The organism is Geodermatophilaceae bacterium NBWT11 (genome assembly GCA_014218215.1).
In the GTDB taxonomy this organism is placed as follows: domain Bacteria; phylum Actinomycetota; class Actinomycetes; order Mycobacteriales; family Geodermatophilaceae; genus Klenkia.
Map to the genome: position 1 here is coordinate 4,316,852 of CP043652.1, position 21,325 is coordinate 4,338,176.

Annotated in this window: 25 protein-coding genes; 15 read left to right on the plus strand and 10 right to left on the minus strand. The window is 74.3% G+C overall.

Annotated elements, in window-relative coordinates:
• Positions 1 to 71 precede the first annotated feature (71 nt).
• The 4 genes from F1C76_20930 to F1C76_20945 are packed head-to-tail and all read left to right on the plus strand — an operon-like array spanning position 72 to position 2,522.
• Positions 72 to 674, plus strand: a complete 603-nt coding sequence (locus F1C76_20930; protein ID QNG38676.1) for an antibiotic biosynthesis monooxygenase — start codon at positions 72 to 74, stop codon at positions 672 to 674.
• A gap of 29 nt (positions 675 to 703) precedes the next feature.
• Positions 704 to 1,069, plus strand: a complete 366-nt coding sequence (locus F1C76_20935) for a Rieske (2Fe-2S) protein (protein ID QNG38677.1) — start codon at positions 704 to 706, stop codon at positions 1,067 to 1,069.
• Between the two features lie 32 nt (positions 1,070 to 1,101).
• Positions 1,102 to 1,842, plus strand: coding sequence for a hemolysin III (locus tag F1C76_20940; GenBank protein ID QNG38678.1), 741 nt, complete (start codon positions 1,102 to 1,104; stop codon positions 1,840 to 1,842).
• Positions 1,839 to 2,522, plus strand: a complete 684-nt coding sequence (locus F1C76_20945; GenBank protein QNG38679.1) for a 1-acyl-sn-glycerol-3-phosphate acyltransferase — start codon at positions 1,839 to 1,841, stop codon at positions 2,520 to 2,522. The genes F1C76_20940 and F1C76_20945 overlap by 4 nt, the downstream gene beginning before the upstream one ends.
• Positions 2,523 to 2,528: 6 nt before the next feature.
• Here the strand turns inward: F1C76_20945 and F1C76_20950 are convergent, their stop codons facing one another.
• Positions 2,529 to 2,870, minus strand: coding sequence for a hypothetical protein (locus F1C76_20950; protein ID QNG38680.1), 342 nt, complete (start codon positions 2,868 to 2,870; stop codon positions 2,529 to 2,531).
• A 120-nt stretch (positions 2,871 to 2,990) separates the two neighbouring features.
• Here F1C76_20950 and F1C76_20955 point away from each other — a divergent pair, with 120 nt between their 5' ends.
• The 5 genes from F1C76_20955 to F1C76_20975 all read left to right on the plus strand — a co-directional run bounded on the left by F1C76_20955 (position 2,991) and on the right by F1C76_20975 (position 6,198).
• Positions 2,991 to 3,539, plus strand: coding sequence for an isochorismatase family protein (locus tag F1C76_20955; protein ID QNG38681.1), 549 nt, complete (start codon positions 2,991 to 2,993; stop codon positions 3,537 to 3,539).
• Positions 3,335 to 4,060, plus strand: coding sequence for a GNAT family N-acetyltransferase (locus tag F1C76_20960; GenBank protein QNG38682.1), 726 nt, complete (start codon positions 3,335 to 3,337; stop codon positions 4,058 to 4,060). Before F1C76_20955 ends, F1C76_20960 begins: the two co-directional genes overlap by 205 nt.
• Positions 4,061 to 4,064: 4 nt before the next feature.
• Positions 4,065 to 4,526: a tRNA (cytidine(34)-2'-O)-methyltransferase gene (locus F1C76_20965; GenBank protein ID QNG38683.1), complete on the plus strand. Its 462-nt coding sequence runs from the start codon at positions 4,065 to 4,067 to the stop codon at positions 4,524 to 4,526.
• Between the two features lie 43 nt (positions 4,527 to 4,569).
• Entirely contained in the window at positions 4,570 to 5,538 is a 969-nt protein-coding gene (dapA, locus tag F1C76_20970) for a 4-hydroxy-tetrahydrodipicolinate synthase (GenBank protein QNG38684.1), read from the plus strand.
• 417 nt (positions 5,539 to 5,955) lie between these two features.
• On the plus strand, positions 5,956 to 6,198 hold the full coding sequence (locus F1C76_20975; GenBank protein ID QNG38685.1) for a hypothetical protein: 243 nt from the start codon (positions 5,956 to 5,958) through the stop codon (positions 6,196 to 6,198).
• Positions 6,199 to 6,274: 76 nt separating this feature from the next.
• Here F1C76_20975 and F1C76_20980 read toward each other — a convergent pair whose 3' ends face one another.
• The gene (locus F1C76_20980) at positions 6,275 to 6,583 is read right to left on the minus strand and encodes a hypothetical protein (protein ID QNG39444.1); all 309 of its coding nucleotides are present in this window, start codon (positions 6,581 to 6,583) and stop codon (positions 6,275 to 6,277) included.
• A 237-nt stretch (positions 6,584 to 6,820) separates the two neighbouring features.
• Between F1C76_20980 and F1C76_20985 the strand changes: the two genes are divergently transcribed.
• The 5 genes from F1C76_20985 to F1C76_21005 all read left to right on the plus strand — a co-directional run bounded on the left by F1C76_20985 (position 6,821) and on the right by F1C76_21005 (position 11,141).
• Positions 6,821 to 7,597 carry a glycerophosphodiester phosphodiesterase gene (locus F1C76_20985; GenBank protein ID QNG38686.1) on the plus strand — a complete coding sequence of 259 codons (777 nt, stop codon included), beginning with the start codon at positions 6,821 to 6,823 and terminating at the stop codon, positions 7,595 to 7,597.
• Entirely contained in the window at positions 7,594 to 8,553 is a 960-nt protein-coding gene (locus F1C76_20990) for a 1-acyl-sn-glycerol-3-phosphate acyltransferase (GenBank protein ID QNG38687.1), read from the plus strand. Before F1C76_20985 ends, F1C76_20990 begins: the two co-directional genes overlap by 4 nt.
• Positions 8,550 to 9,896: an MFS transporter gene (locus F1C76_20995; GenBank protein ID QNG38688.1), complete on the plus strand. Its 1,347-nt coding sequence runs from the start codon at positions 8,550 to 8,552 to the stop codon at positions 9,894 to 9,896. The genes F1C76_20990 and F1C76_20995 overlap by 4 nt, the downstream gene beginning before the upstream one ends.
• A complete protein-coding gene (locus tag F1C76_21000) occupies positions 9,893 to 10,639 on the plus strand; it encodes a thymidine kinase (GenBank protein QNG38689.1) in 747 nt (248 codons plus the stop codon). The genes F1C76_20995 and F1C76_21000 overlap by 4 nt, the downstream gene beginning before the upstream one ends.
• Positions 10,640 to 10,796: 157 nt before the next feature.
• Positions 10,797 to 11,141: an RNA polymerase-binding protein RbpA gene (locus F1C76_21005; GenBank protein ID QNG38690.1), complete on the plus strand. Its 345-nt coding sequence runs from the start codon at positions 10,797 to 10,799 to the stop codon at positions 11,139 to 11,141.
• A 56-nt stretch (positions 11,142 to 11,197) separates the two neighbouring features.
• Here F1C76_21005 and F1C76_21010 read toward each other — a convergent pair whose 3' ends face one another.
• From F1C76_21010 to F1C76_21045, 8 genes are all read right to left on the minus strand, one after another.
• Positions 11,198 to 11,686: an FxsA family protein gene (locus F1C76_21010; protein QNG38691.1), complete on the minus strand. Its 489-nt coding sequence runs from the start codon at positions 11,684 to 11,686 to the stop codon at positions 11,198 to 11,200.
• Between the two features lie 29 nt (positions 11,687 to 11,715).
• Entirely contained in the window at positions 11,716 to 12,501 is a 786-nt protein-coding gene (locus tag F1C76_21015) for a polyprenol monophosphomannose synthase (GenBank protein ID QNG38692.1), read from the minus strand.
• Positions 12,498 to 14,216 carry an apolipoprotein N-acyltransferase gene (gene lnt / locus F1C76_21020; GenBank protein ID QNG38693.1) on the minus strand — a complete coding sequence of 573 codons (1,719 nt, stop codon included), beginning with the start codon at positions 14,214 to 14,216 and terminating at the stop codon, positions 12,498 to 12,500. The genes F1C76_21015 and lnt overlap by 4 nt, the downstream gene beginning before the upstream one ends.
• Positions 14,217 to 14,467: 251 nt before the next feature.
• Positions 14,468 to 14,860: an acyl-CoA hydrolase gene (locus F1C76_21025; protein QNG38694.1), complete on the minus strand. Its 393-nt coding sequence runs from the start codon at positions 14,858 to 14,860 to the stop codon at positions 14,468 to 14,470.
• Positions 14,857 to 15,552, minus strand: coding sequence for a lysine 2,3-aminomutase (locus tag F1C76_21030; protein QNG39445.1), 696 nt, complete (start codon positions 15,550 to 15,552; stop codon positions 14,857 to 14,859). Before F1C76_21030 ends, F1C76_21025 begins: the two co-directional genes overlap by 4 nt.
• Positions 15,553 to 15,593: 41 nt before the next feature.
• Positions 15,594 to 17,165, minus strand: a complete 1,572-nt coding sequence (locus F1C76_21035) for a lysine 2,3-aminomutase (GenBank protein QNG38695.1) — start codon at positions 17,163 to 17,165, stop codon at positions 15,594 to 15,596.
• Positions 17,162 to 18,676: an amidohydrolase family protein gene (locus F1C76_21040; protein ID QNG38696.1), complete on the minus strand. Its 1,515-nt coding sequence runs from the start codon at positions 18,674 to 18,676 to the stop codon at positions 17,162 to 17,164. Before F1C76_21040 ends, F1C76_21035 begins: the two co-directional genes overlap by 4 nt.
• A complete protein-coding gene (locus F1C76_21045) occupies positions 18,676 to 19,671 on the minus strand; it encodes an L-erythro-3,5-diaminohexanoate dehydrogenase (protein ID QNG39446.1) in 996 nt (331 codons plus the stop codon). The genes F1C76_21040 and F1C76_21045 overlap by 1 nt, the downstream gene beginning before the upstream one ends.
• 154 nt (positions 19,672 to 19,825) lie before the next feature.
• On the opposite strand from F1C76_21045, the gene F1C76_21050 reads away from it, so the two are divergent.
• Complete coding sequence (locus tag F1C76_21050; protein QNG38697.1) at positions 19,826 to 21,232, plus strand: lysine 2,3-aminomutase; 1,407 nt, start codon at positions 19,826 to 19,828, stop codon at positions 21,230 to 21,232.
• Positions 21,233 to 21,325: the final 93 nt, after the last annotated feature.

The window sequence follows — 21,325 nt, forward strand, 5'->3', positions numbered from 1 at the left end:
CCAGCCGACCACACCGGGCTGTGTGCGCGACGTGACACGCACAGGACACGAGCGGCGAGGACCCTGGGGGCGTGAGCTCCAGCCCCGTCGAGACCCTCCCGGTGACCGTCTCGTTCACCCGCCGCGCCGACCCCGCGCACGCGACCGAGATGACCGCGTGGATCCGGTCGGGCCTGACCATGGCCGAGTCCTTCCCCGGGTTCCTCGGCGGCGGGTGGGTGCGCCCGCGGCACGGCTCGGACGAGTGGCACATGCTCTGCCGCTTCGACTCCCCGGCCACCCTGGCGGCCTGGGACGACAGCACCGAACGCGCCTGGTGGCTGGGGTCGGCCCAGGGGCTGGCGCAGACCACCCGGACCGAGAAGCGCACCGGCATCGAGGGCTGGTTCGACCCGCCGGCGTCCACCGAGGCGGTCGACGTCCCCGGACCGGCGGTGGCCGCGCCCCCGCCACGGTGGAAGCAGGCCACCACCATCTGGCTGGTCTTCTTCCCGCTCAACCTGCTGGCCACGGTCACCCTGGGCGCGCTGCTGGCCGACGTGTTCGTCGTCGTCCGGGTGGCGCTGGTGACGTTGACCCTCACCCCGCTGATGACCTACCTGCTCCTGCCGTGGATCACCCGCCGCCTGGAGTGGTGGCTGCAGGGCCGACACTGGCGCGACCGGCGCGGCTGAACCTGGGGGCTGCCCGGGTAGGCCCCGGCATGGCCACCACCGAGAACGCCCGCGTCCCCGCCTCCACCGTGCCGCCCGGCGCCGTCGCCCGCGCCGGTGACTCCGCCGTCGGCAACGCCGACGGTGAGCTGTTCGCCGTCTCCCGCCGCTGCCGGCACCAGCTCGCCGACCTGTCCCGCGGCAGCGTGGACGCCGCCGGGTGCCTGGTCTGCCCGTGGCACGGCGCCCGCTACGACGTCACCGACGGGACGATGGTCTCCGGCCCCCGTGGCTTCTTCGGCTACCACGGCCCGGTGCCCGGCTACAGCGGCCTCATCCGGTTGGTCGGGCGGGTCCTGCCGCTGAAGGTCCGCCGCGCGGTCCGTCGCGGGGACGACGTCGTCGTCGAGGACTGACCCCGGCCCACGGAGCCGGGCGGTCAGGCAGGATGGGCCCGCCGCTCGAACAGTCGGGTGGCCCCGAGGAGGCCTGCGTGACCGCCCCGCCGATCGACCCGTCTCCCGTCCTGCTCTACGACGCCCAGCGGGACAGCCACCACGCCCGCCCCCGGTGGCGCGGTTCGCTGCACGCGGTGTGGTGCGTGCTGTCCCTGGCCGCCGGGATCCCACTGGTGATCGCGGCCGAGGACGGCGCCGAGACCCTGGGCGTGGCCGTCTACGTCGCTGCGCTCGTCGGCCTCTTCGGCACCAGCGCGGCCTACCACCGGGGCACCTGGACGCCCACGGCCCGGCGGGTGATGCAGCGCCTGGACCAGACGATGATCACCGTCCTGGTCGCCGGGACGGCCACGCCGATCGCGCTGCTGGCCGTGCGCGGGACCGCCGGCACCCTGCTGCTGGGGCTGATCTGGACCTGCGCCCTGAGCGCCATCGTGCTGCACCTGTTCTTCCTGCAGGTGCCCGAGCTGCTCATGGGCGGGGTGTTCGTCGGGCTGGGCCTGGTCTCCGCGCTCGGCCTGCCCGCGCTGTGGGACACCGCCGGGCACGCCGCCGGCTGGTTGGTGCTCGGCGGGGGAGCGCTGTACATCGCCGGTGCCGTGGGCTTCCACCTGCGCCGACCCGACCCGCGGCCGCTGGTGTTCGGCTACCACGAGGTCTTCCACGTCTGGGTGTGCGTCGCGGCCTCCTGCCACTTCGCCGCCATCGCGCTGCTGGTGGCCGCCCGATGAGGCTGCCGTGGGCGTACCGGACCGTGATGACCGCGGGCACCCCGGCCGTGCGCTGGTGGGGGCGGCTGCGGGTCGAGGGCCTGGAGCACGTGCCCGCGCAGGGCCCGGTCGTGCTGATGGCCAACCACGACAGCGCCTGGGACCCGGTGGTCGTCGGCATCGCCGCGGCCGGCCGGCGTCAGGTGCGTGCGCTGGCCAAGGACACGTTGTGGAAGAACAAGGCCGTGGCCTGGGTGCTCGACCACATGGGCCAGATCCCGGTCAGCCGGGGCCGCGGCGACGCAGCGGCGCTGGCCACCGCGGTGGGCGTGCTGGAGGGCGGGGGCTGCATCGGCGTCTTCCCCGAGGGCACCGTCTCCCGCGGCCGCACGATGAAGGTGTTCAGCGGCGCCGGCCGGCTCGCCCAGGCGGTGCCCGGGACGCCCGTGGTGGGGGTGCGGATCCTTGGCTCCACCGACGTCGTCCGGTTCCCGAAGCGGCCACGGATCAGCGTGACGTTCTTCCCACCGGTGCAGCCGGAGCCGGGGGAGTCCGCCCTGGGGCTCACCCGGCGGGTCGTGGCCGAGGTCCGCTCCACGGCCCCGCCGCAGCTCCCCGGTCGGGCCAAGGCGCAGGCGAAGTTCCGGCAGCTGGTCGCCGAGCACGACGCGAAGCGGGCGGCGGACCCGAAGGCGGGCTGAGGCGGCTCAGAGCATGCTGAGCCCCGGCACCGCGAGGACGACCACGGCGGGCAGCACCAGCGCGAGCAGCACCACCGGCCAGTGGCCGGGGCGCCCGCGGCGGAGCAGCGAGTGCACGGTCCCCGCGGTGCCGAGCAGGCCCAGCGCGACCGCGTCGGCCACCCAGGTGCGGACGGCGGCGTCGGTCACCCGTGCGCTGCCCTCGACCACCAGGAACACCCCCAGCCAGTTGACCAGCATCGCGGCCAGCACCACCGTCACGGCCGAGGCCAGCAGCGCCTGGACGAGCCGGTCGGCGGTGCCGGGCCAGGGGGAGCGGGTGGCGGCGGGCAGCGGTGTCGTGGTCACGGGTCCACCCTGGTGGGGAGAGCCTCGTCGACCCACCGGGTGACTACTCAGCCCCGGGACTGTCGGTGGCCCGGCCTACGGTGACCCCCGACACAGCCACCGCCCCCTGAGGAGCCCACCGTGACCACGCTGACCGACCGACCGAACACCGCCCTGCTGGTGATCGACGTGCAGAACGGCGTCGTCACCGGCGCCCACGACCGGGACGCCGTCGTCGGCGCCATCGCGGGGCTGGTGGACGCCGCCCGCGCCGCGGCGGTGCCGGTGGTGTGGGTGCAGCACGCCGACGAGGGCATGACGCAGGGGAGTGACGCCTGGCAGGTCGTCCCGGAGCTGCAGCCCGCCGACGCCGAGCCGCGGGTGCTCAAGCGCTTCGGCGACTCCTTCGAGGCCACCGACCTGGAGGACGTGCTGGCCGGGGCGCAGGTCGGCCGGCTGGTGGTCACCGGGGCGCAGACCGACGCGTGCATCCGCTCGACGATCCACGGCGCCTTCACCCGGGGCTACGACGTGACGCTGGTGGGCGACGGGCACACCACCGAGGACCTCACCGCCCACGGCGCTCCCGCTCCGGGGGACGTCATCGCGCACACCAACCTCTACTGGGGCTTCCAGTCGGCGCCCGGGCGGACGGCGTCCGTGGTGCCGGCGGTGGAGGTGGCCTTCTGACGGTGCACGTCCGACCGCGAGCGGGAGCGGACCTCCCCGGGCTGCTGGCGATCCTGCAGCGCAGTCACGAGCTGCACGCCTACCCGGTTCGGGCGTCGGTGGTGCGGGCGGACTGGCTGGCCCTGCCGACCGAGCTGATGGGCGCCGTCGCCGAGCACGCGGGACGGGTGGTCGGGCACGTGGCCCTGCACCCGGCGGACGGCCCGGGGCACGACGCGGGGGAGCAGCTGGCGGCGCAGCGGTGGGCGGCGGCCACCGGCGTGCCCGTGTCGCAGCTCGCGGTGGTGTCCCGGCTGGTGACCGAGGGCTCGGTACGCGGCGCCGGGTCGGCCCTGCTGGCCCACGCGGTGCGGGTGGCCGGGAGTCTGGGCCGCGTCCCGGTGCTGCTGGTCGAGCCGGAGGCCGACGCCCGCGGCTTCTACCGGCGGCGCGGGTGGCGCGAGATCGGCACCGCCCGGCAGCGGTGGGGCGAGCACACCGTCGACGCGGTGCTGATGGTGGTGGGGGAGCAGGCAGACTGACCGGGTGTTCCGCATCGCCTTCCACGAGCCGCGGATCCCGCCCAACACCGGCAACGCCATCCGGCTCGTCGCCGCCACCGGCGCGCAGCTGCACCTGATCGGTCCGCTGGGGTTCGACCTCTCCGACGCCAAGCTGCGCCGGGCCGGCCTGGACTACCACGACCTGGCCTCGGTGACGGTGCACGAGGGGCTGCCGGACTTCCTCGACGCGGTGCCCGGAGCGCGGGTGTTCGCCTTCACCGCCGCCGCCACGACCCGGCACACCGACATCGCCTACGTGCCCGGCGACGTGCTCCTGTTCGGCCCCGAACCCACCGGGCTGGACCCCGACGTCCTCGCGCACCCGCGGGTGACCGACCTCGTCCGGCTGCCGATGCTGGCCGGTCGACGCTCGCTGAACCTGTCCAACGCCGCGGCCATCGCCGCCTACGAGGCCTGGCGGCAGCACGACTTCGCCGGCTCCTGAGGCCGGGGGCAGCGCCCCGGACGGGCGTCACTAGATTGCCCGCGTGGAGTCCGCCCCCCGCTTCGGCCGCCTGCTGACCGCGATCGCCACGGCCTTCGACGCCGACGGTGCGGTCGACCTCGACGCCACGGCCCGCATCGCGCGACACGTCGTGGACACCGGCAGCGACGGGGTCGTGGTCTCCGGCACCACCGGGGAGGCGCCGACCACCCTGGTCCCCGAGGACGGCGCGATCCTCGCCGCCGTCCGCGAGGCGGTGGGGGACCGGGCGACGGTGGTCGCCGGGGTGGGCACGAACAGCACGGCGCACTCCGTGGAGATCGCCGAGCAGGCCGCCCGGGTCGGGGCCGACGGTCTGCTGGTCGTCACGCCGTACTACAACAAGCCCAGCCAGCGGGGGGTCCTCGAGCACGTGCGCACCGTCGCCGCGGTCAGCGACCTCCCGGTGATGCTGTACGACGTCCCCGGTCGCACCGGGGCGTCCATCGCGCTGGACACCTACGCCGCGGCCCGGGAGATCGAGAACGTGGTGGCCGTCAAGGACGCCACCGGGGCACCCGCCCACGCGGCCCGGCTGGTCGACCTGGGGTACGAGGTCTGGTGCGGCGACGACAGCCTGACCCTGGGGTACCTGGCCTACGGGGCGGTCGGCCTGGTCAGCGTCGTCGCCCACGCGGCCGGTCGCGAGCTGCGGGAGATGATCGAGGCGTTCCTGGCCGGGGACCACGGGCGCGCCCTGGCCCTGCACACCCGGCTGCTCCCGGCCTTCGACGCCGTCATGGGGGTGCCGAACTACGGGGCGACCACGGCAAAGGCGGCACTGCAGCTGCTCGGGGTGCTCGAGGACCGGCGCGTGCGGTTGCCGCTGGTCGAGCTGGACGACGACGAGGTCGCGGCCCTGCGGGCCGGGTTGCAGACCGCCGGGCTGCTGAGCGGTCCGCGCCCGTCGGACGGCCCGAACGAGCTGGACCCGTGGTGGGGCACCTACCGGGGACTCGCCGCCGACCAGTGACCCCGCACGGGGTCCGGGTCGCCGCCTGCCGGTACCACCACGGCAGCTGACCGCAGGGAGGGGCCCGATAGGTGCAGGTTGACATAATGTCGATTATCGGCGCGAAGGGACGGCCTGCAGACAGGGGTCCCAGCGGCGTCCTGCAGTCCGCCAGAGTGCAGGTGTCGTCGTTGCGGACGGCGCGTCGTCGCGTGTCGACGACCGCAACTGCGCAACGGAGCCCCCAGCCTGGATGTCCGGTGCCCGCTGCGGCGCCCTCGGGGCCGCCTCCGCCCGGTCTCGTGGGCCACGGTCGCCGGCCGTCGGACTCCCCTCCACCCACCGCCACCTGTCGTATTGCGTCAGGGTGACGTAAGCACCGGTGTCGGGTCGGGTGTCGGCGAGCCGGTCGGCTGCGCGGTCGCATAAGGTCCGCACATGCAGATCCGCCGTCCCGTCGTCTCCGTCCTCGCCGCACTGGCCCTCCTCGGCGCCGGCGGTGCACTGACCGGGTGCAGCGACACCGACGGTCTGGGTCAGCGCACCGGCACGCCGAAGGACGACACGAACAACACCTCGGGCAACGACCCGTCCAGCGTCGAGCAGGGCAGCGTCTACAACCACGGCAACGAGATCCCGGGCACCGGGGCCGAGAACGCCGAGGGTGGCGGCGTCGGCTGACCCGGCCGCACAGACCCGAACAGCGCCCGTTCCGTCACACTGACGGAACGGGCGCTGTCGTGTGTCCAGGGCGGGTTCAGCCGGCGTTGCGGCCGGAGAGCCAGAGCTTGTCCAGCCGACCGGTGGAGCGGACCAGCTCGGCGAGTGCCTTCTCCAGGTCGGCCTTCGTCGGCTTCTCCCCCATGAGCGTCTGCACGTCCTCCAGGGCGCAGCGCAGCTGGAACAGCCGGTCCTGCAGCCCGTCGAGCTCCGAGCGGGTCACCAGGACGACGTCCGGGCTCAACCCCGCCTTGGCCGTCGCCGAGCGCTGCTCGTAGGCGCGCTGGCGGCAGGCCTGGCCGCAGTACAACCGCGGCCGTCCCACGGACTCCTGGGCGGGCAGCACGCTGCGGCACCAGCCACACCGTCGTTCCTCCGCCGTCGTCGACCGACGTCGCGGACGACGGGTCGTGCCCGCGCCCACCGGGTCGGTGCCGGGGATCGTCACGGCCACGCCCTCGGGCGCCGCCACCTGCTCTGCCACCACGCCGCGAACCGTAGACCGGCAGGTGGCACCGCCCCACAGGACACGCCCAGGCACCCCCGCTCAGCGCGCCCCGGACACCCGCCCTAGCGTGTTCGCGTGCCCGGCTCGCGCTTCCCCTTCCTCGACAGCGAGACCCCGCTGGCCATGGCGCACCGCGGTGGCGCCATCGAGCACGTCGAGAACACGTTGCCGGCCTTCGAGGCGTGCGTCGCGCTGGGCTACCGCTACCTGGAGACCGACGTGCGGGTCACCGCCGACGGCGTCCTGGTCGCCTTCCACGACCCGACCCTGGACCGGGTGACCGACCAGACCGGCCGGGTCGACGCCCGGCCCTGGCGGGAGGTGCGGACGGCGCTGATCGGTGGCCGCGAGCCCGTCGTCGCGCTGGAGGACCTGCTGACCGCCTGGCCCGACGTCCGGTTCAACCTCGACGTCAAGGCCGCCGGGGTGCTCGCGCCCCTGGCGAAGCTGGTGCGGCGCACCGGCACGCTGCACCGCATCTGCCTGGCCTCCTTCTCCGACGCCCGGATCGCGGCCGCCCGGCGGCTGCTGGGTCCGGAGCTGTGCACGTCGCTGGGGCCCAAGGGCGTGGCGGCCCTGCGGCTGTCGTCGTACTCCCCGCGCGCCGCCGGGCTGGTGCGCATCCAGGCCGGTTGCGCCCAGGTGCCGCTGCACCTCGGCGGGCGGCCGCTGGTCGACGAGCGCTTCATCGCCGCAGCCCACGAACGGAGCCTGCAGGTGCACGTGTGGACCGTCGACGACGCCCAGGAGGCGGACCGGATGCTCGACATGGGGGTGGACGGCGTGATGACCGACCGCCCGGCGATGCTGCGCGAGGTCCTCGACGCCCGCGGCCAGTGGACCGGCCGGTGAGCCGCCCGTCGTGGAAGCAGCGGCTGCTCGCCTGGGAGCCCCGCTGGCCCGCGGTGCCGGCGGACCTGGCCGACCAGGTGGGTGAGGACGACCCCGCCTGGTTCGCCCGGGAGCTCGCGGTGGCCGCCACCCCGCCCTGGTGGTTCTGGCGGTTCCTGCTGCACACGGTGTCCCCCGCCGTGCCGCTGTTCGGCCGGTTGCAGATCACCGGGTCGGTGTCCCGGGAGCTGCTGGACGGCCCGCTGATCCTGGCCGCCAACCACATCGGGGACTACGACAGCTTCGTGATGGGCGCCAGCCTGCACTCGCTGGGCATCACCCCCCGGTTCATGGCGGCCAAGGGCATCATCACCGCTCCCCTGGTGGGCCCGGTGCTGGAGCGCTCCGGGGGCATCCGGGTCGATCGCGGCACCGACGTCGCCGCCCGGGCGCTGAAGGTGGTGGAGGAGGCGCTGGCCCGGGGTGGACACGTGGCCCTGTTCCCCGAGGGCCGGGTGGGGCTCACCCCCGACGGCTGGCCGGAGAAGGGCCGCACCGGGCTGGCCCGCCTCGCCCTGAGCACCCGGGTGCCGGTGCTCCCGATCAGCCAGTGGGGCGCGCACGAGGTGCTCGCCTACGGCAACGACCGGACCAAGCTGCGGACGGCGGCGTCCGCGCTGTGGCGTCAACCTGCACTGAAGGTCCACGTCGGCCCCCCGGTCCCCCTCGACGACCTCGAGCTCAGCAGGGTCGGGGACGCGAACAAGGCCCGTACCCGGATCAACGCCGCGATCACCCGTGGCCTGGCCCCGCTGCGGGCACACGAGCCGGCCGACCGGATCCTCTTCCACGACCCCACCCGTCCGGTCCGGGCCACCGCGGCGTTCCCGGGCGGGGTGGTCCCCGACGACGTCCCGGGCGCGTCGGAGCCCGCCGCTGGACCTGAGCGCTCGGCGGCTGACACCCTGCGCCGGTGACCGACTCCCGCACGGTGGACACCCCGGCCCCGGACGCCGAGCTGCGCCGCGAACGCTTCGGTTGGTACTCCTACGACTGGGCGATGTCGGTCTTCAACACCTCCGTCACCACCGTCTTCCTCGGCCCCTACCTGACCTCGGTGGCCGAGGACGCCGCCGGCCCCGACGGGCGGCTGGGGTTCCTCGGGCTGTCCATCCCCCCGGGCAGCTGGTTCTCCTACGTGCTGTCGTTCTCCGTCGTCCTGCAGGTGCTGGTGCTGCCGCTGACCGGGGCGGTGGCCGACCGGACCGGGAGGAAGCGCCAGCTGCTGGCCGGGTTCGCCGCCCTGGGTGCGGTGTCGACCACCGGGCTGTTCTTCGTCGCCGACGGCCGCTACCTGCTGGGCGCGCTGTTGTTCGTGGTGGCCAACGTCAGCTTCGGCGCGGCCACCGTCGTCTACTACTCCTGGCTGCCCGACCTGGCCGGACCCGACGAGCGCGACGCGGTGTCGAGCAGGGGGTGGGCGTTCGGCTACGTCGGGGGCGCGCTGCTGCTGGCCGTGCACCTGGGGCTCGTGCTGGGGGCGCCCTCGCTGGGGCTCACCACGGGCGAGGCCGTCCGGATCTGCCTGGCCAGCGCCGGGCTCTGGTGGGGCGCGTTCACGCTGTTCACCGTCTCTCGGCTGCGCGACCGCCCGGTGCCCGCCTCGCACCGGCGTCCCGGAGGCGGGTTCCGGCAGCTGGGCCGGACCATGAAGGAGATGCGGGCCTTCCCGCTCACGCTGTGGTTCCTGGGTGCCTACCTGCTGTTCAACGACGGGGTGCAGACCGTCATCTCGCTGTCGGCGACCTACGCCACCGAGGAGCTGGGCCTGGAGCAGTCGGTGCTCACCGGCGCGATCCTGATGGTCCAGGTGGTGGCCGTGGCCGGCGCCCTGGGCCTGGGGCGGGTGGCGGCCCGGTACGGGGCGAAGCGGACGGTGCTCGGGTGCCTGGTGGCCTGGACGGCGGTGCTGGTCGCCGCCTTCTACCTGCAGGAGGGCGCGGTCGCGCAGTTCTACGCCCTCGCGGCGGTCATCGGCCTGGTGCAGGGCGGCACCCAGGCGCTGTCCCGTTCGCTGTTCAGCCACCTGATCCCACCGGGCAAGGAGGCCGAGTACTACGGCTTCTACGAGATCAGCGACCGGGGCACCTCCTGGCTGGGCCCGCTGGCGTTCGGACTGACCTACCAGCTCACCGGCTCCTACCGGTACGCGATCATCAGCCTGGTGGTCTTCTTCGTCCTGGGCTTCCTCGCCCTCGCCCGGCTCCCGATGCGTCGCGCGGTGATCGCGGCCGGCAACACCCCGCCGGAGCGGCTGTGAACCCGCCGCTCCCGCCGTTCGTCGTCCCGGCGTCCGGTGACCGCCGGCGGCACGCCGCCCCGGCGCACCTGACGTTCTTCCACGGTCCGATGGACTGTGGGAAGTCCACCCTGGCGCTGCAGGTGGACCACAACCAGAGCCGGCAGGGCCGGCACGGTCTGCGGCTCACCCAGGGCGACCGGTCGGCCGCGCCCCGGATCAGCAGCCGGGTGGGGCTCAGCCGGGACGCCGTCGAGGTGGACGGCGACACCGACGTCCGGCTGCTGGTGCGCGACCGCTGGGCCGACGGGCACCGGGTGGACTACGTGATCGTCGACGAGGCCCAGTTCCTCACCGGCCCCCAGGTGGAGCAGCTGGCCGAGCTGGTCGACGAGTCGCACGTCGACGTCTACGCCTTCGGGCTGACGACCGACTTCCGGGCCGAGCTGTTCACCGGCACCCGCCGGCTGTTCGAGCTCGCCGACGACGTGCAGCGCATCCAGGTCGAGGTGCTGTGCTGGTGCGGGCTCCCCGGCCTGCTCAACGCCCGGGTCGTCGACGGCGCCATGGTGCGCGAGGGCGAGACGGTGGTCGTCGCCGACACCGTGGCCTCGGCCCCGCAGAAGGCCCCCGACGAGGTCCGCTACCAGGTGCTCTGCCGGCGACACCACGTCAACGGGCAGCTCGGCCCGACCCCCACCGGGCCGGGTCAGCTCACCCTGTCCGGGTCTCCCCTGGCCGACGGCGAGGTGTCCGTGCGATGATGGGCGACTGACGAGACGGAATCTCCGTCCGACTTCCGTCGTTGATCCCATCGGTCCCCCCGGGTGACACCTCCACGACTCCGTGCCGTGGACGCGTGCCCCGGCCCCGGTGGGCGACCGTGCACGGACCGACACGAGCAGGAGAGGACGGTGGACCATGGGTGAGCGATCCCTCCGCGGCAGCCGACTGGGCAGCGTCAGCTACGAGACCGAGCGCAACACGGCGCCGATCGAGCGGCAGTACGCCGAGTACCGGTGCACGCAGGGCCACGTGGTCACGGTGCCCTTCGCCGACGACGCAGAGCTCCCGGACACCTGGGAGTGCAAGTACGACGGTGCTTCGGCCAAGCTGGTCGGTGGCGCCGAGCCGGCCCCCAAGAAGGTCAAGCCCCCGCGCACGCACTGGGACATGCTCCTGGAGCGTCGCTCGGTCGACGACCTCGAGGAGGTCCTGGCCGAGCGCCTCGACGTGCTGAAGAGCCGGCGCACCAAGGTCAGCTGAGCACCGACACCGAACGGCCCCCCGGAGCACTGCTCCGGGGGGCCGTTCTGCGTCCGTCAGCGGGGGTCGTCGACCACGGTCCCCTCGATGACCGCCGGCCCCCGGGTGCTGGTCGTGCGAACGGTGGGGTCCACCTCGGCCGTCCGCTCGCTGCGCACGTGCACCGGCCCGCGGGCCCGGTCGGGCAGCCGACGCAGCACCAGCGAGGTGATCAGCGCCCGGGGCAGTCGCCGGGTGCCGGGCAGCAGGCACAGCAGCCCCAGCAGGTCACCGATGAAGCCGGGCAGGATCATGAACAGCCCGCCCGCGGCGATCAGCCCGGCGTCGCCCAGCACGGTGCCCGGGGCGCGGTGCTCCTGGGCCCGCAGCCGCAGCTCGGTGAGCGTCTTGGTGCCCTGCTTGGCCAGCAGCACCCAGCCCAGCACGCTGGTGGCGATGGTCGCCAGGACCGTCCAGCCCACGCCGATCCAGGCCGCCACGGCGATGAACACCAGCACCTCGGCCAGGGCACCCAGGCCCAGGATGGTGCGCAGTCGGCTCGACATCTTCTCCCTCTCTCCGGTCACCGGGGAGGTCAGCGACCTCCGGCGACCTGCGACCGTGCCGGCACGGGTCGGGGGACCCTGCCGGGCAGCCGGTCGGCCACCCGGTCGAGCAGACCCCACCAGGTCACCCGTGCCAGTGCCTCTCCAACGATCGAGGAGCTCATCTTGCTCCTGCCGGCGGCACGTTCGGTGAAGACGATCGGCACCTCGACCACCCGGGCCCCGCTGCGGACCGCCCGCCAGGCCCAGTCGACCTGGAAGCAGTAGCCCTGCGAGGCCACCTCGTCGAAGGGCAGCCGGTCCAACAGCTCGGCCCGGACCGCCCGGAAGCCCCCGGTGGCGTCGGTCAGCGGCAGCCGCAGGGCGCGCCGGGTGTAGACGTTGCCCACCCGGGAGATGGCCAGCCGGAACCACGGCCAGTCCTCCACGCGCCCCCCGGGGAGGTAGCGCGAACCCAGCACGAGGTCGGCGTCGGCGAGGGCGGTCAGCAGGTCGGGGAGCTGCTCGGGCGGGTGTGACCCGTCGGCGTCCATCTCCACGACGACCGGCCACCCGTGCTCGCGCGCCCAGGCGAAGCCGGCCACGTAGGCCGGGCCCAACCCGGCCTTCTCGGTGCGGTGCAGCACGTGCACCCGCTCGTCGGCGGCAGCCAGCGCGTCGGCGAGCGCGCCGGTGCCGTCGGGTGACCCGTCGTCGACGACCAGGGCGTGCGCGGCCGGGACGGCGGCGTGCAGCCGCGCCAGCACGGGCGCCAGGCTCTCGACCTCGTTGTAGGTGGGGACGACGACCAGGACGCCGTCTCGCGCGGGGCTCACGCCTGCGTTCGACGTGCGGCCCGGCGGCGGATGACCCCAGAGCCGGCCAGCACCAGGACCGAGCCGACCCCGAGGGCGGTGAGCACCCACTCCGGGCCGGCGTCCAGCCGCGAGGCCAGGGTCTGGCCGTCCCGCTGGGCGATGTCCTCGACGAAGACGTCGGGGGTGAACAGCTCCGAGCTGCGGACCAGGGTGCCGTCGGGGGCGATGACCGCGCTGATCCCGCTGGTGGAGGCCATCACCACCGAGCGGCCGGTCTCCACCGCGCGCAGCCGGCCCATCGCGAGCTGCTGGGGGCTCTCGTCGGAGAACCCGAAGGTCGCGTTGTTGGTCTGCACCACCAGCATCGTGGCGCCGCCGTCCACGACGTCGTGCACGAGGCCGTCGTAGGCGACCTCGAAGCAGATGACGTCCCCGACGGTGGAGCCGGCGATCTGCAGCGTGCCCACCTCGTCGCCGGCGGCGAAGTCGTTGCGCACCAGGTCGACCTGGGAGCTGAAGAAGCGGAAGAAGGACCGGTACGGGATGTACTCGGCGAAGGGCACCGGGTGCCGCTTGACGTAGGTCTGGCCCGGCCCGGTCTCGGGGTCCCAGACGATGGCGGTGTTGGAGATGAACTCCCCCGGCCCGCTGACCACCGCCCCGACCAGGATCGGGGCGTCGATCGCCCGGGCGGCCCGGTCGATCGCGGCCGCGGCGTCGGCGTTGAGGTAGGGGTCGATGTCGGAGCTGTTCTCCGGCCACACCACGAGGTCGGGCTGGTCCTGGTCGCCGGCAGCCACCGCGGCGGCGAGGTCCAGGGTCTGCTGCACGTGGTTGTCCAGGACCGCGCGGCGCTGGGCGTTGAAGTCCAGGCCGGCGCGGGGCACGTTGCCCTGCACCACGGCGACGGTCTGCGTCGGTCCGCCCTCAGTGAGCGAGGACCCGGCCAGCGGCAGCGACGAGAGCAGCCCGAGCGACGGCACGGCGATCGCGCCCACGACGGCGAGGACCGCGACCTTCCGCCCGCTCCCCCGCCGGCCGCGGCGCACCAGCGCGAGGACGGCGGCCGCCAGCAGCGTGCCGGTCAACGCCACCGCGAAGGACACCAGCGGCACCCCGCCCCAGGCGGCGAGCCCGGTGAACGGACCGTCGGCCTGGCTGAAGCCCAGGCGTCCCCAGGGGAAGCCACCGAAGGGCCAGCGGCCGCGGACGGCCTCCTGACCGACCCACAGCGCCGCGGCCCAGAACGGCCAGCCCCGCGCGCGTGAGGTGAGCGCCAGCGCCCCACCCAGGACCGCGACGTACAGGGACTCGGTGGTCGCCAGCGCCAGCCAGGGGAACGAGCCGACGTAGATGCCGGTCCAGGACAGCAGCGGGACGAAGAAGACCAGGCCGGTGACCAGGCCGAGCCACAGCCCGGTGCGCACCCGGACGCCCCGGACGGCCAGGGACAGCGCCATCGGGCCCAGGACGGCCAGCCCGGTCAGGTCCCAGCCCGGGAAGGCGAGGAACAGCGCGCCACCACCGAGGGTCGCCAGCAGGGTGCGGCCGAGCAGGCCGATCCCGCGACGGCTGGTCCGCTGCTCGTCCTCGGGCGGGCGTGCCGCCTGGACCGTGCCGGTCGCCACCACTCCGGCACCCGCCCCCGTTCGTGTCCACCCCGCCGCCGGCGGGGACGTGGACCACAGGCCGGTGGGCCGGGTCCGGGCCGCGGTTGCGGCCGGACCCAGCATCCCACCCGTCCGGCGGGGCGTCCGGCACCCGGTGGCGGCACCCCGCACCTTCGGGCCGCCGGGGCGGACGCCGGCTGCGTCCGTACCCGCCGTTGTCTGGTGGCGCGGGGTGCCGCCCGGGTGGTCCCGAGACGCCTCGGGGCCGTTCGTGCTGCGGGGTCAGACCCTAGGGAACGGAGCGGGCCCCGGACAGGCCATCGGTACAGCAGCGGCACGCCGTGACCGAACCGTTACATCGGCTGTACCGGAGGTCACGCACCGGTCGCGGGGACGACGAGGGCAGCGGTCGCCTCCACCACCCGCAGTGGCGGGTCCAGCACGGTGGCCGCCGACGCGCCGCGGGACGGGTCGGCCCGGGCCACCACGTCGGCCCAGCACCGCAGTTCGCGGCTGCGTCGGCCGACCCGGACGACCTCGCACGAGGCCTCCAGCACGTCCCCGGCCTGCACCGGGGCGAGGAAGCGGACCTCGGAGTAGCCGGCCAGCAGGCCCTCGTCGCCGTCCCCGACGATCGCTACCTCGGTGGCGACGTCGCCGAACAGGCCCAGCGTGTAGGCGCCGTCCACCAGCGAGCCGCCGTAGTGCGCGTGGGCGTACGGCACGTAGCGGCGGTGGGTGACGGTCAACCCGACGGTTGCACTCATGCTGCCTCTCCCGACGGGATCAGGGCGGAGACGAGGTAGGAGGCCACCTCGCCGGGGGTGGTGCCGCGGCCGAAGACCTTGTCCACGCCGAGCTCGCGGGCCATGGCCGGGTCGAAGCGCGGCCCGCCGACGACGAGCAGCGGCCGGTCCTCCCCCATCGCCTCGCGGAAGGCGCCGGCCAGCTCGCGGGTGTTGCGCAGGTGCGCGTCCTTCTGGGTCACGACCTGGCTGACCAGCACGGCGTCGGCGCGGGCGGCGCGGGCCTGGCCGACCAGCTCGGGCACGGTGACCTGGGCGCCGAGGTTGGCGACGTCCATCTCCCGGTAGTACTCCAGGCCCTTCTCCCCCGCGAAGCCCTTGAGGTTGAGGATCGCGTCGATGCCCACGGTGTGGGCGTCGGTGCCGATGCAGGCGCCCATGACCACGAGCTTGCGGTGCAGCCGGGTCTTGATCACCCCGTTGACCTCGCTGGGGCTGAGCAGCGGGTAGGCCCGCTCCTCGACCTCGACGGCGTCCAGGTCGACCAGGTGGGACACCGAGCCGTAGACGACGAAGAACGTGTAGCCGGTGCCGATGCCGTGGCTGTGCACCACCATCGCGGGGCTGATGCCCATCTTGGTGGCCAGCTGCAGCGCCGCGCCCTCGGCCCTGGGCCCCGGCGGCACCGGGAGGGTGAACGACGTCTGGATCATCCCGTCGCCGGTGGTGTCGCCGTAGGGCCGGACGATGCTGCTCACAGCGCTGCCTCCATGAGCTCGGTGGCGGGGTCGAGGTGGCCCGGCGCCTTCACGACCACGCCGTCCAGGCCCTTGCCGCGGTCGGCCGGACGCCTGGTGATGCCGAACGTGCCGGCCGCGATGGAGGGCAGCAGGCCGTCGGTGGTGATCCGCTCCAGCAGCTCGACGGCTTCGCCGAGGACGGTGTGCGCGCGGGTGTCGATGAACCCGCCCGGCGGCGGGGCGAAGTCCTCCCCCAGTCCCCCGGCGGCGTCCAGCACGTAGCGCACGTTGCGCAGGGCCAGGTCCCGGTCGGAGAGCCACGGGGTCACGACGGCCTCGGTCATCATCCCGACCAGCAGGATCGACTGGTCGGTGAGCATCCCGGCCAGGTTGAAGAACCCGTCGAGCAGGTAGCCGCCGAACACGTCCCCGGTCATGTGCTTGGTGGGCGGCATCCACTTGAGCGGGGCGTCGGGGAACAGCGAGCGGGCCAGCATCGCGTGCGCCAGCTCGAGCCGGAAGGACTCCGGCACCGTCGGGTTGATCTCGAAGGCGTGGCCCAGGCCCAGCTGCCAGTCCTCGAGGCCGGCCTCGCGGGCGAACCGCTCGTTGAGCAGCTGGCTGACCGTGACGGTGTGCGCCTCGTCGACGGCGTCGGCGGTGGTGAGGTAGTTGTCCTCGCCGGTGTTGATGATGATCCCGGCGCGGGCGTGCACCATCCGGCTGAACCGCTGGTCGACGAAGGTGCGGATCGGGTTGATGTCGCGGAAGAGGATCCCGTACATCGCGTCGTTCAACATCATGTCCAGCCGCTCGAGCCCGGCCAGAGCGGCGATCTCGGGCATGCAGAGCCCCGAGGCGTAGTTCGTGAGCCGGACGTAGCGGCCGAGCTCCGCGCTCACCTCGTCCAGGGCGGCCCGCATGAGCCGGAAGTTCTCCTGGGTGGCGTACGTGCCGGCGTACCCGGTGCGGGTGGCGCCCTCGGGCACGTAGTCCAGCAGCGACTGCCCGGTGGAGCGGATGACGGCGATGACGTCGGCCCCGGCGCGTGCGGCCGCCTGGGCCTGCGGGATGTCCTCGTAGATGTCGCCGGTGGCCACGATCAGGTAGATCCAGGGACGGCGGGGCGGGTCGCCGTGGGTGGCCACCAGCTCCTCCCGCCGGCGGCGGGCGTCGTCCACCCGGGAGAGACCGGCACCGACGGCGGCGAGCGCGGCCTCACGGGCCCGCTCCTCGTCCCCGCCGGTGGGCACCTCGAAGCGGGCGGTGCCCGCGCCGACCTGCTCGGCGACGTCCTGCACGGTCGCGGCCGCACCCGAGGCGATCGCGTGCCAGACCGGCAGCGCCACGCCGTGCTCCAGCCCCACCTGCTCGCGGACGACGTCCACCACCCGGTTCACCCAGGGGATCTCGCCCTCCCCGGTCACCGGATCGGTGCCCTCGAGGCCGGCCAGCCGCAGCACGGCGCGCTCGACGGAGACGGTGGTGTGCTTCCCGGCCAGGTCGATCACCGGTTGGGCGGCCTGCTCGGCCAGCTCGCGGGCCCGGGTGACCAGGCCCGGGTCCAGGGTCAGACGGGCGCTCACGGCTCTCCTCGGACGGCGTGGCCACCGACGAGCAGGCCACGGCAGGTGGGCCGGGCGCGCTCGGCGAGCACCCCGGACAGGGTCAGGTCGGTGGCCCACAGCGCCAGGTGCGCCGGAGCTCCGACGGCCAGGGGGCCGTCGCGGTGCTCGGCGCGGGCGGCGTGCCAGCCGCCGTGGGTCGCTGCGTCGTAGGCGTCGAAGGGGCGCAGTCCGGCGCCGGGGGTGCGGTGGTCGACGGCGGCGTGCACCCCGCCCCAGGGGTCCAGCGGGGTGACCGGGGCGTCGGAGCCCAGCGCGATCGCCACCCCGCCGTCGGACAGGTCGGCCAGCGGGTTGCAGGCCAGCGCCCGCTCCACGCCCAGGCGCTCGGCGTACATGCCGCCGTCCCCGCCCCAGGCGGCGTCGAAGGCCGGCTGGACGCTGGCGACCATCCCCCAGCGGCGCATCTCCTCGATGGCGTCGACCGACACCATCTCGACGTGCTCGAGCCGGTGCCGGCACGCCCGGACGGCGTCGCGGCCCAGCTGCTCCCCCACCGCGGCGACGGCGGCGAGCACCTGGTCGACCGCGGCGTCCCCGATGCAGTGGAACCCGGCCTGCACTCCGGCGGCGGTGCAGGCACGCACGTGCTCGACCAGCTGGGCGGTCTCGAAGCGCAGCACGCCCGAGGTGTCGGGCCGGTCGGTGTACGGGGTGGACAGCGCCGCGGTGTGCGAGCCGAACGCGCCGTCGCAGAACAGGTCGCCCCCGGCGCCGGCCAGGTCCAGCTCGCGGACGACGTCCAGCCCGCCGCGCTCGGACAGCTCCCCCCACCAGCCGAGCACCAGCGGGCCCGGGGCCCGGCGGGACAGCTGCAGCAGCCCGGCGAGGTCCTCGGCGCTGGACACCTCGGGGCCGGCCATCTCGTGCACGCAGCCGATGCCCAGGTCGGCGGCGAGGTCGAGGGTGGCGCGCTGGGCGGTGGTGCGTTGGCCCGGGTCCACGGCGCCGTAGGCGGCCTGCCGGGCGGCGTGGTGGGCGTCCAGGCGCAGCTGGCCGTCGGCGGAGTACCCGGGCAGCGCGGTGATGCCCGGGATCCGGTCGAGCAGCGCGGTGGACACGGTCGCGGAGTGCACGTCGACCCGGGCGAGGTAGGCCGGCCGGTCCCCCACCACGGCGTCCAGGTCGTGCCGGGTGAGTGCGCGGCCCTCGGGCCAGTCGTTCTCCTCCCAGCCGGTCCCCAGCACGATGCCGCTGCGGTGCCGGGCCACGTGCGCGGCGACCGCCGCCAGCGCCGACCGCAGGCTGTCCGCCCCGTGCAGGTCCAGCCCGGTCAGGGCCAGCCCGGTGGCGGTGGCGTGCACGTGGGCGTCGACGAACGCCGGGGTGAGCAGGGCGCCGCCGCCGTCCAGGGTCCGGTCCGCCGTCGGGGCGTCGGCGGACGGCCCGACCCAGGCGATCGCGCCGTCGACGACGTGCAGGGCCCGGCCGCGGGCGTCCCCGACGGTGACGTCGCCGATCAGGAGCGACATCAGTGGACGCGCGGGTCGATCAGGGCCCGCACGCCGGGGGTCCGGCGGTACAGGTCCAGGGCCAGGGCGGCGTGCCCCGGCGTGTAGCCGTTCCCGATCAGCATGGTCACGTCCGCTGCCATCCCCTCGGCGCCCAGGGCCGCCCCCGGGAAGGAGGTGGCCATGGAGAAGAAGACCACGGTGCCGCCGTCGGCCGTCGCGAGGACCGCGCCGTGTTCGGCCCCGGCCACGTCCACGCAGACCACGGTCACGTCGACCGGGTCGCCGACCGCCGCGGCGACGGCCAGCGGGTCGGTGGCGTCGGCGACGACGACCTCGTCGGCCAGCCCGGCCGCCCGCAGCGCGGTGGCCTCCTGCTCGGTGCGGACGACGCCGACCAGCCGGTGGGCGTGGGCGTCCCGGGCCGCGGCCAGCGACAGGCAGCCGGACTTCCCGGCGGCACCGATCACCGCGACCGACGACCCCCGCCGGACCACGCGCTCGGTGGCCGCCGGGGCCCCGCACACGTCGAGCACCGCCAGCGCCACGTTCTCCGGCAGGTCCTCGGGGAGCACGGCGGCGATGGACCGGGCGAAGAGCACCGCGGTGCCGGTGGTGGGCACCTGCTCGCCGAGCCCGTCCCAGCGCTCGAGGCCGTCGGTGATCCGCAGCGGGGTCAGCGTCAGCGACACCAGGGTGGCCACCCGGTCGCCGACGGCCAGGCCCAGCGGGGAGTCGTCGCCCACTTCGGCGACCCGACCGATGAGCATCCCGCCGGAGCCGGTGACGGGGTTCTGCATCTTGCCGCGCCGGCCCACGATCTCCAGCACGGCGGCCCGCACCGCGTCGCCGTCCCCTGCGTGGGCCTCGCCGAGCTGCCGGAAGGACGCCGCGTCGAGGTTGAGCCGCTCGACGTCGATGCGCACCTCGTCGCGGCCGGTCGGGGCATCGGGGTCCAGCCGGTGCGCGGCCTGGGGCAGCACGCCCACCGGCTCGAGCACCCGGTGCACGCCCAGTGCCCGCTCTGCCGCCGTCGTCACCTGGAACTCCTCGTCGTCACTGGTGCTGAACACGGAGAACCTATCGCGAAACTCACGTTTCACCGAACGATCTCCCGTAGGGTGTCGGAGTCGCCACCGGAAGTGCCGGTCGCACCCGCAGGAGGACGTCGTGCTGGAGCAGCCCTACGAGTACACCGCCCGGGAGCTCGTCGAGCCCGACTGGCGTCGGCTGCCCGGGTTCGCCGACGTGACGGCGGAGCAGTGGCGCAGCGCCCAGTGGCAGCGGGTCAACTGCGTGAAGAACCTGCGTCAGCTGCGCGGGGTCTACGGCGACCTGCTCGACGAGTCCTTCTTCGCCGACGTCGAGGCCGACCAGGCCGGCCGCGCCACGATGTCGCTGCTGCTGCCCCCGCAGATGCTCAACACCATGGTCCCGGCGGCGGTCCCGACCACCGCGGCGATGCTGGCCGACCCGGTGCGCCGCTACATGCTCCCGGTGGCGTCGGACCGGCTGCCCGGGGCCGCCGCCAGCCACCCCTACGCCGCCCGGGACTCCCTGCACGAGCACGAGATGTGGGCCGTCGAGGGCCTCACCCACCGCTACCCCACCAAGGTGCTCGCCGAGCTGCTCCCCACCTGCCCCCAGTACTGCGGGCACTGCACCCGGATGGACCTCGTCGGCAACTCCACCCCGGCGGTCACCAAGCTGAAGTTCGACCTCAAGCCGGTCGACCGGCAGGCCGAGATGCTGGCCTACCTGCGGGCCACCCCCGGCGTCCGGGACGTCGTGGTCTCCGGCGGTGACGTCGCCAACCTGCCGTTCAAGAACCTCGAGGCGTTCGTCTCCGGCCTGCTGGAGATCGACTCCGTCCGCGACATCCGGCTGGCCACCAAGGCGCTGATGGGGATGCCGCAGCACTGGCTGCAGGACGACGTCGTCGCCGGGATGACCCGGCTGGCGACGACGGCGCGGTCGCGCGGGGTGTCCCTCGCCGTCCACACGCACGTCAACGCCGCCCAGTCGGTCACCCCGCTGGTGGCCGAGGCCGCCCAGGCGATGCTGGCCGCCGGCGTGCGCGACGTGCGCAACCAGGGCGTCCTGTTGCACGGGGTCAACGACACCGCCGGCCAGCTGCTGGACCTGTGCTTCGCGCTGCTGGACGGTGCCGGTGTCACGCCCTACTACTTCTACATGTGCGACATGATCCCCTCGGCCGAGCACTGGCGGGTGCCGCTGTCGGTGGCGCAGACCCTGCAGCACGACCTGATGGGCTACCTGCCCGGCTTCGCCACCCCGCGGATCGTCTGCGACGTGCCCTACGTCGGAAAGCGCTGGGTGCACCAGGTCGCCGAGTACGACCGCGAGCGCGGGATCAGCTACTGGACCAAGAACTACCGCACCGGCATCGAGCGCACCGACGAGGCCGCGCTGGACCGCCGCTACACCTACTACGACCCGATCCCCTCGCTCCCGGCGTCCGGCCGGCAGTGGTGGGCCGACCGCGCCGTCGACCCGGTGGCCGCCGACGCCGCAGCGGTGGCCTCCCGCGAGGCCTCCCTGGCCCAGCTGTCCTGACCCCCCTCCCCTCTTTCCCCTCCCCCCTCCGGCCGGTGATCATGGGGTCGTTGCCAGGTGACACGCCGCCCGTCGGCGAGTCTCCGACATCCA

Coding starts and splice junctions, on each gene's coding strand:
- F1C76_21025 (QNG38694.1), bottom strand. CDS start 14,860: ATGAGTGCAACCGTCGGGTTGACCGTCACCCACCGCCGCTACGTGCCG.
- lnt (QNG38693.1), bottom strand. CDS start 14,216: ATGCTGGGTCCGGCCGCAACCGCGGCCCGGACCCGGCCCACCGGCCTG.
- F1C76_21030 (QNG39445.1), bottom strand. CDS start 15,552: ATGATCCAGACGTCGTTCACCCTCCCGGTGCCGCCGGGGCCCAGGGCC.
- F1C76_21010 (QNG38691.1), bottom strand. CDS start 11,686: ATGTCGAGCCGACTGCGCACCATCCTGGGCCTGGGTGCCCTGGCCGAG.
- F1C76_20975 (QNG38685.1), top strand. CDS start 5,956: ATGCAGATCCGCCGTCCCGTCGTCTCCGTCCTCGCCGCACTGGCCCTC.
- F1C76_20935 (QNG38677.1), top strand. CDS start 704: ATGGCCACCACCGAGAACGCCCGCGTCCCCGCCTCCACCGTGCCGCCC.
- F1C76_21005 (QNG38690.1), top strand. CDS start 10,797: ATGGGTGAGCGATCCCTCCGCGGCAGCCGACTGGGCAGCGTCAGCTAC.
- F1C76_20945 (QNG38679.1), top strand. CDS start 1,839: ATGAGGCTGCCGTGGGCGTACCGGACCGTGATGACCGCGGGCACCCCG.
- F1C76_21040 (QNG38696.1), bottom strand. CDS start 18,676: ATGTCGCTCCTGATCGGCGACGTCACCGTCGGGGACGCCCGCGGCCGG.
- F1C76_20940 (QNG38678.1), top strand. CDS start 1,102: ATGGGCCCGCCGCTCGAACAGTCGGGTGGCCCCGAGGAGGCCTGCGTG.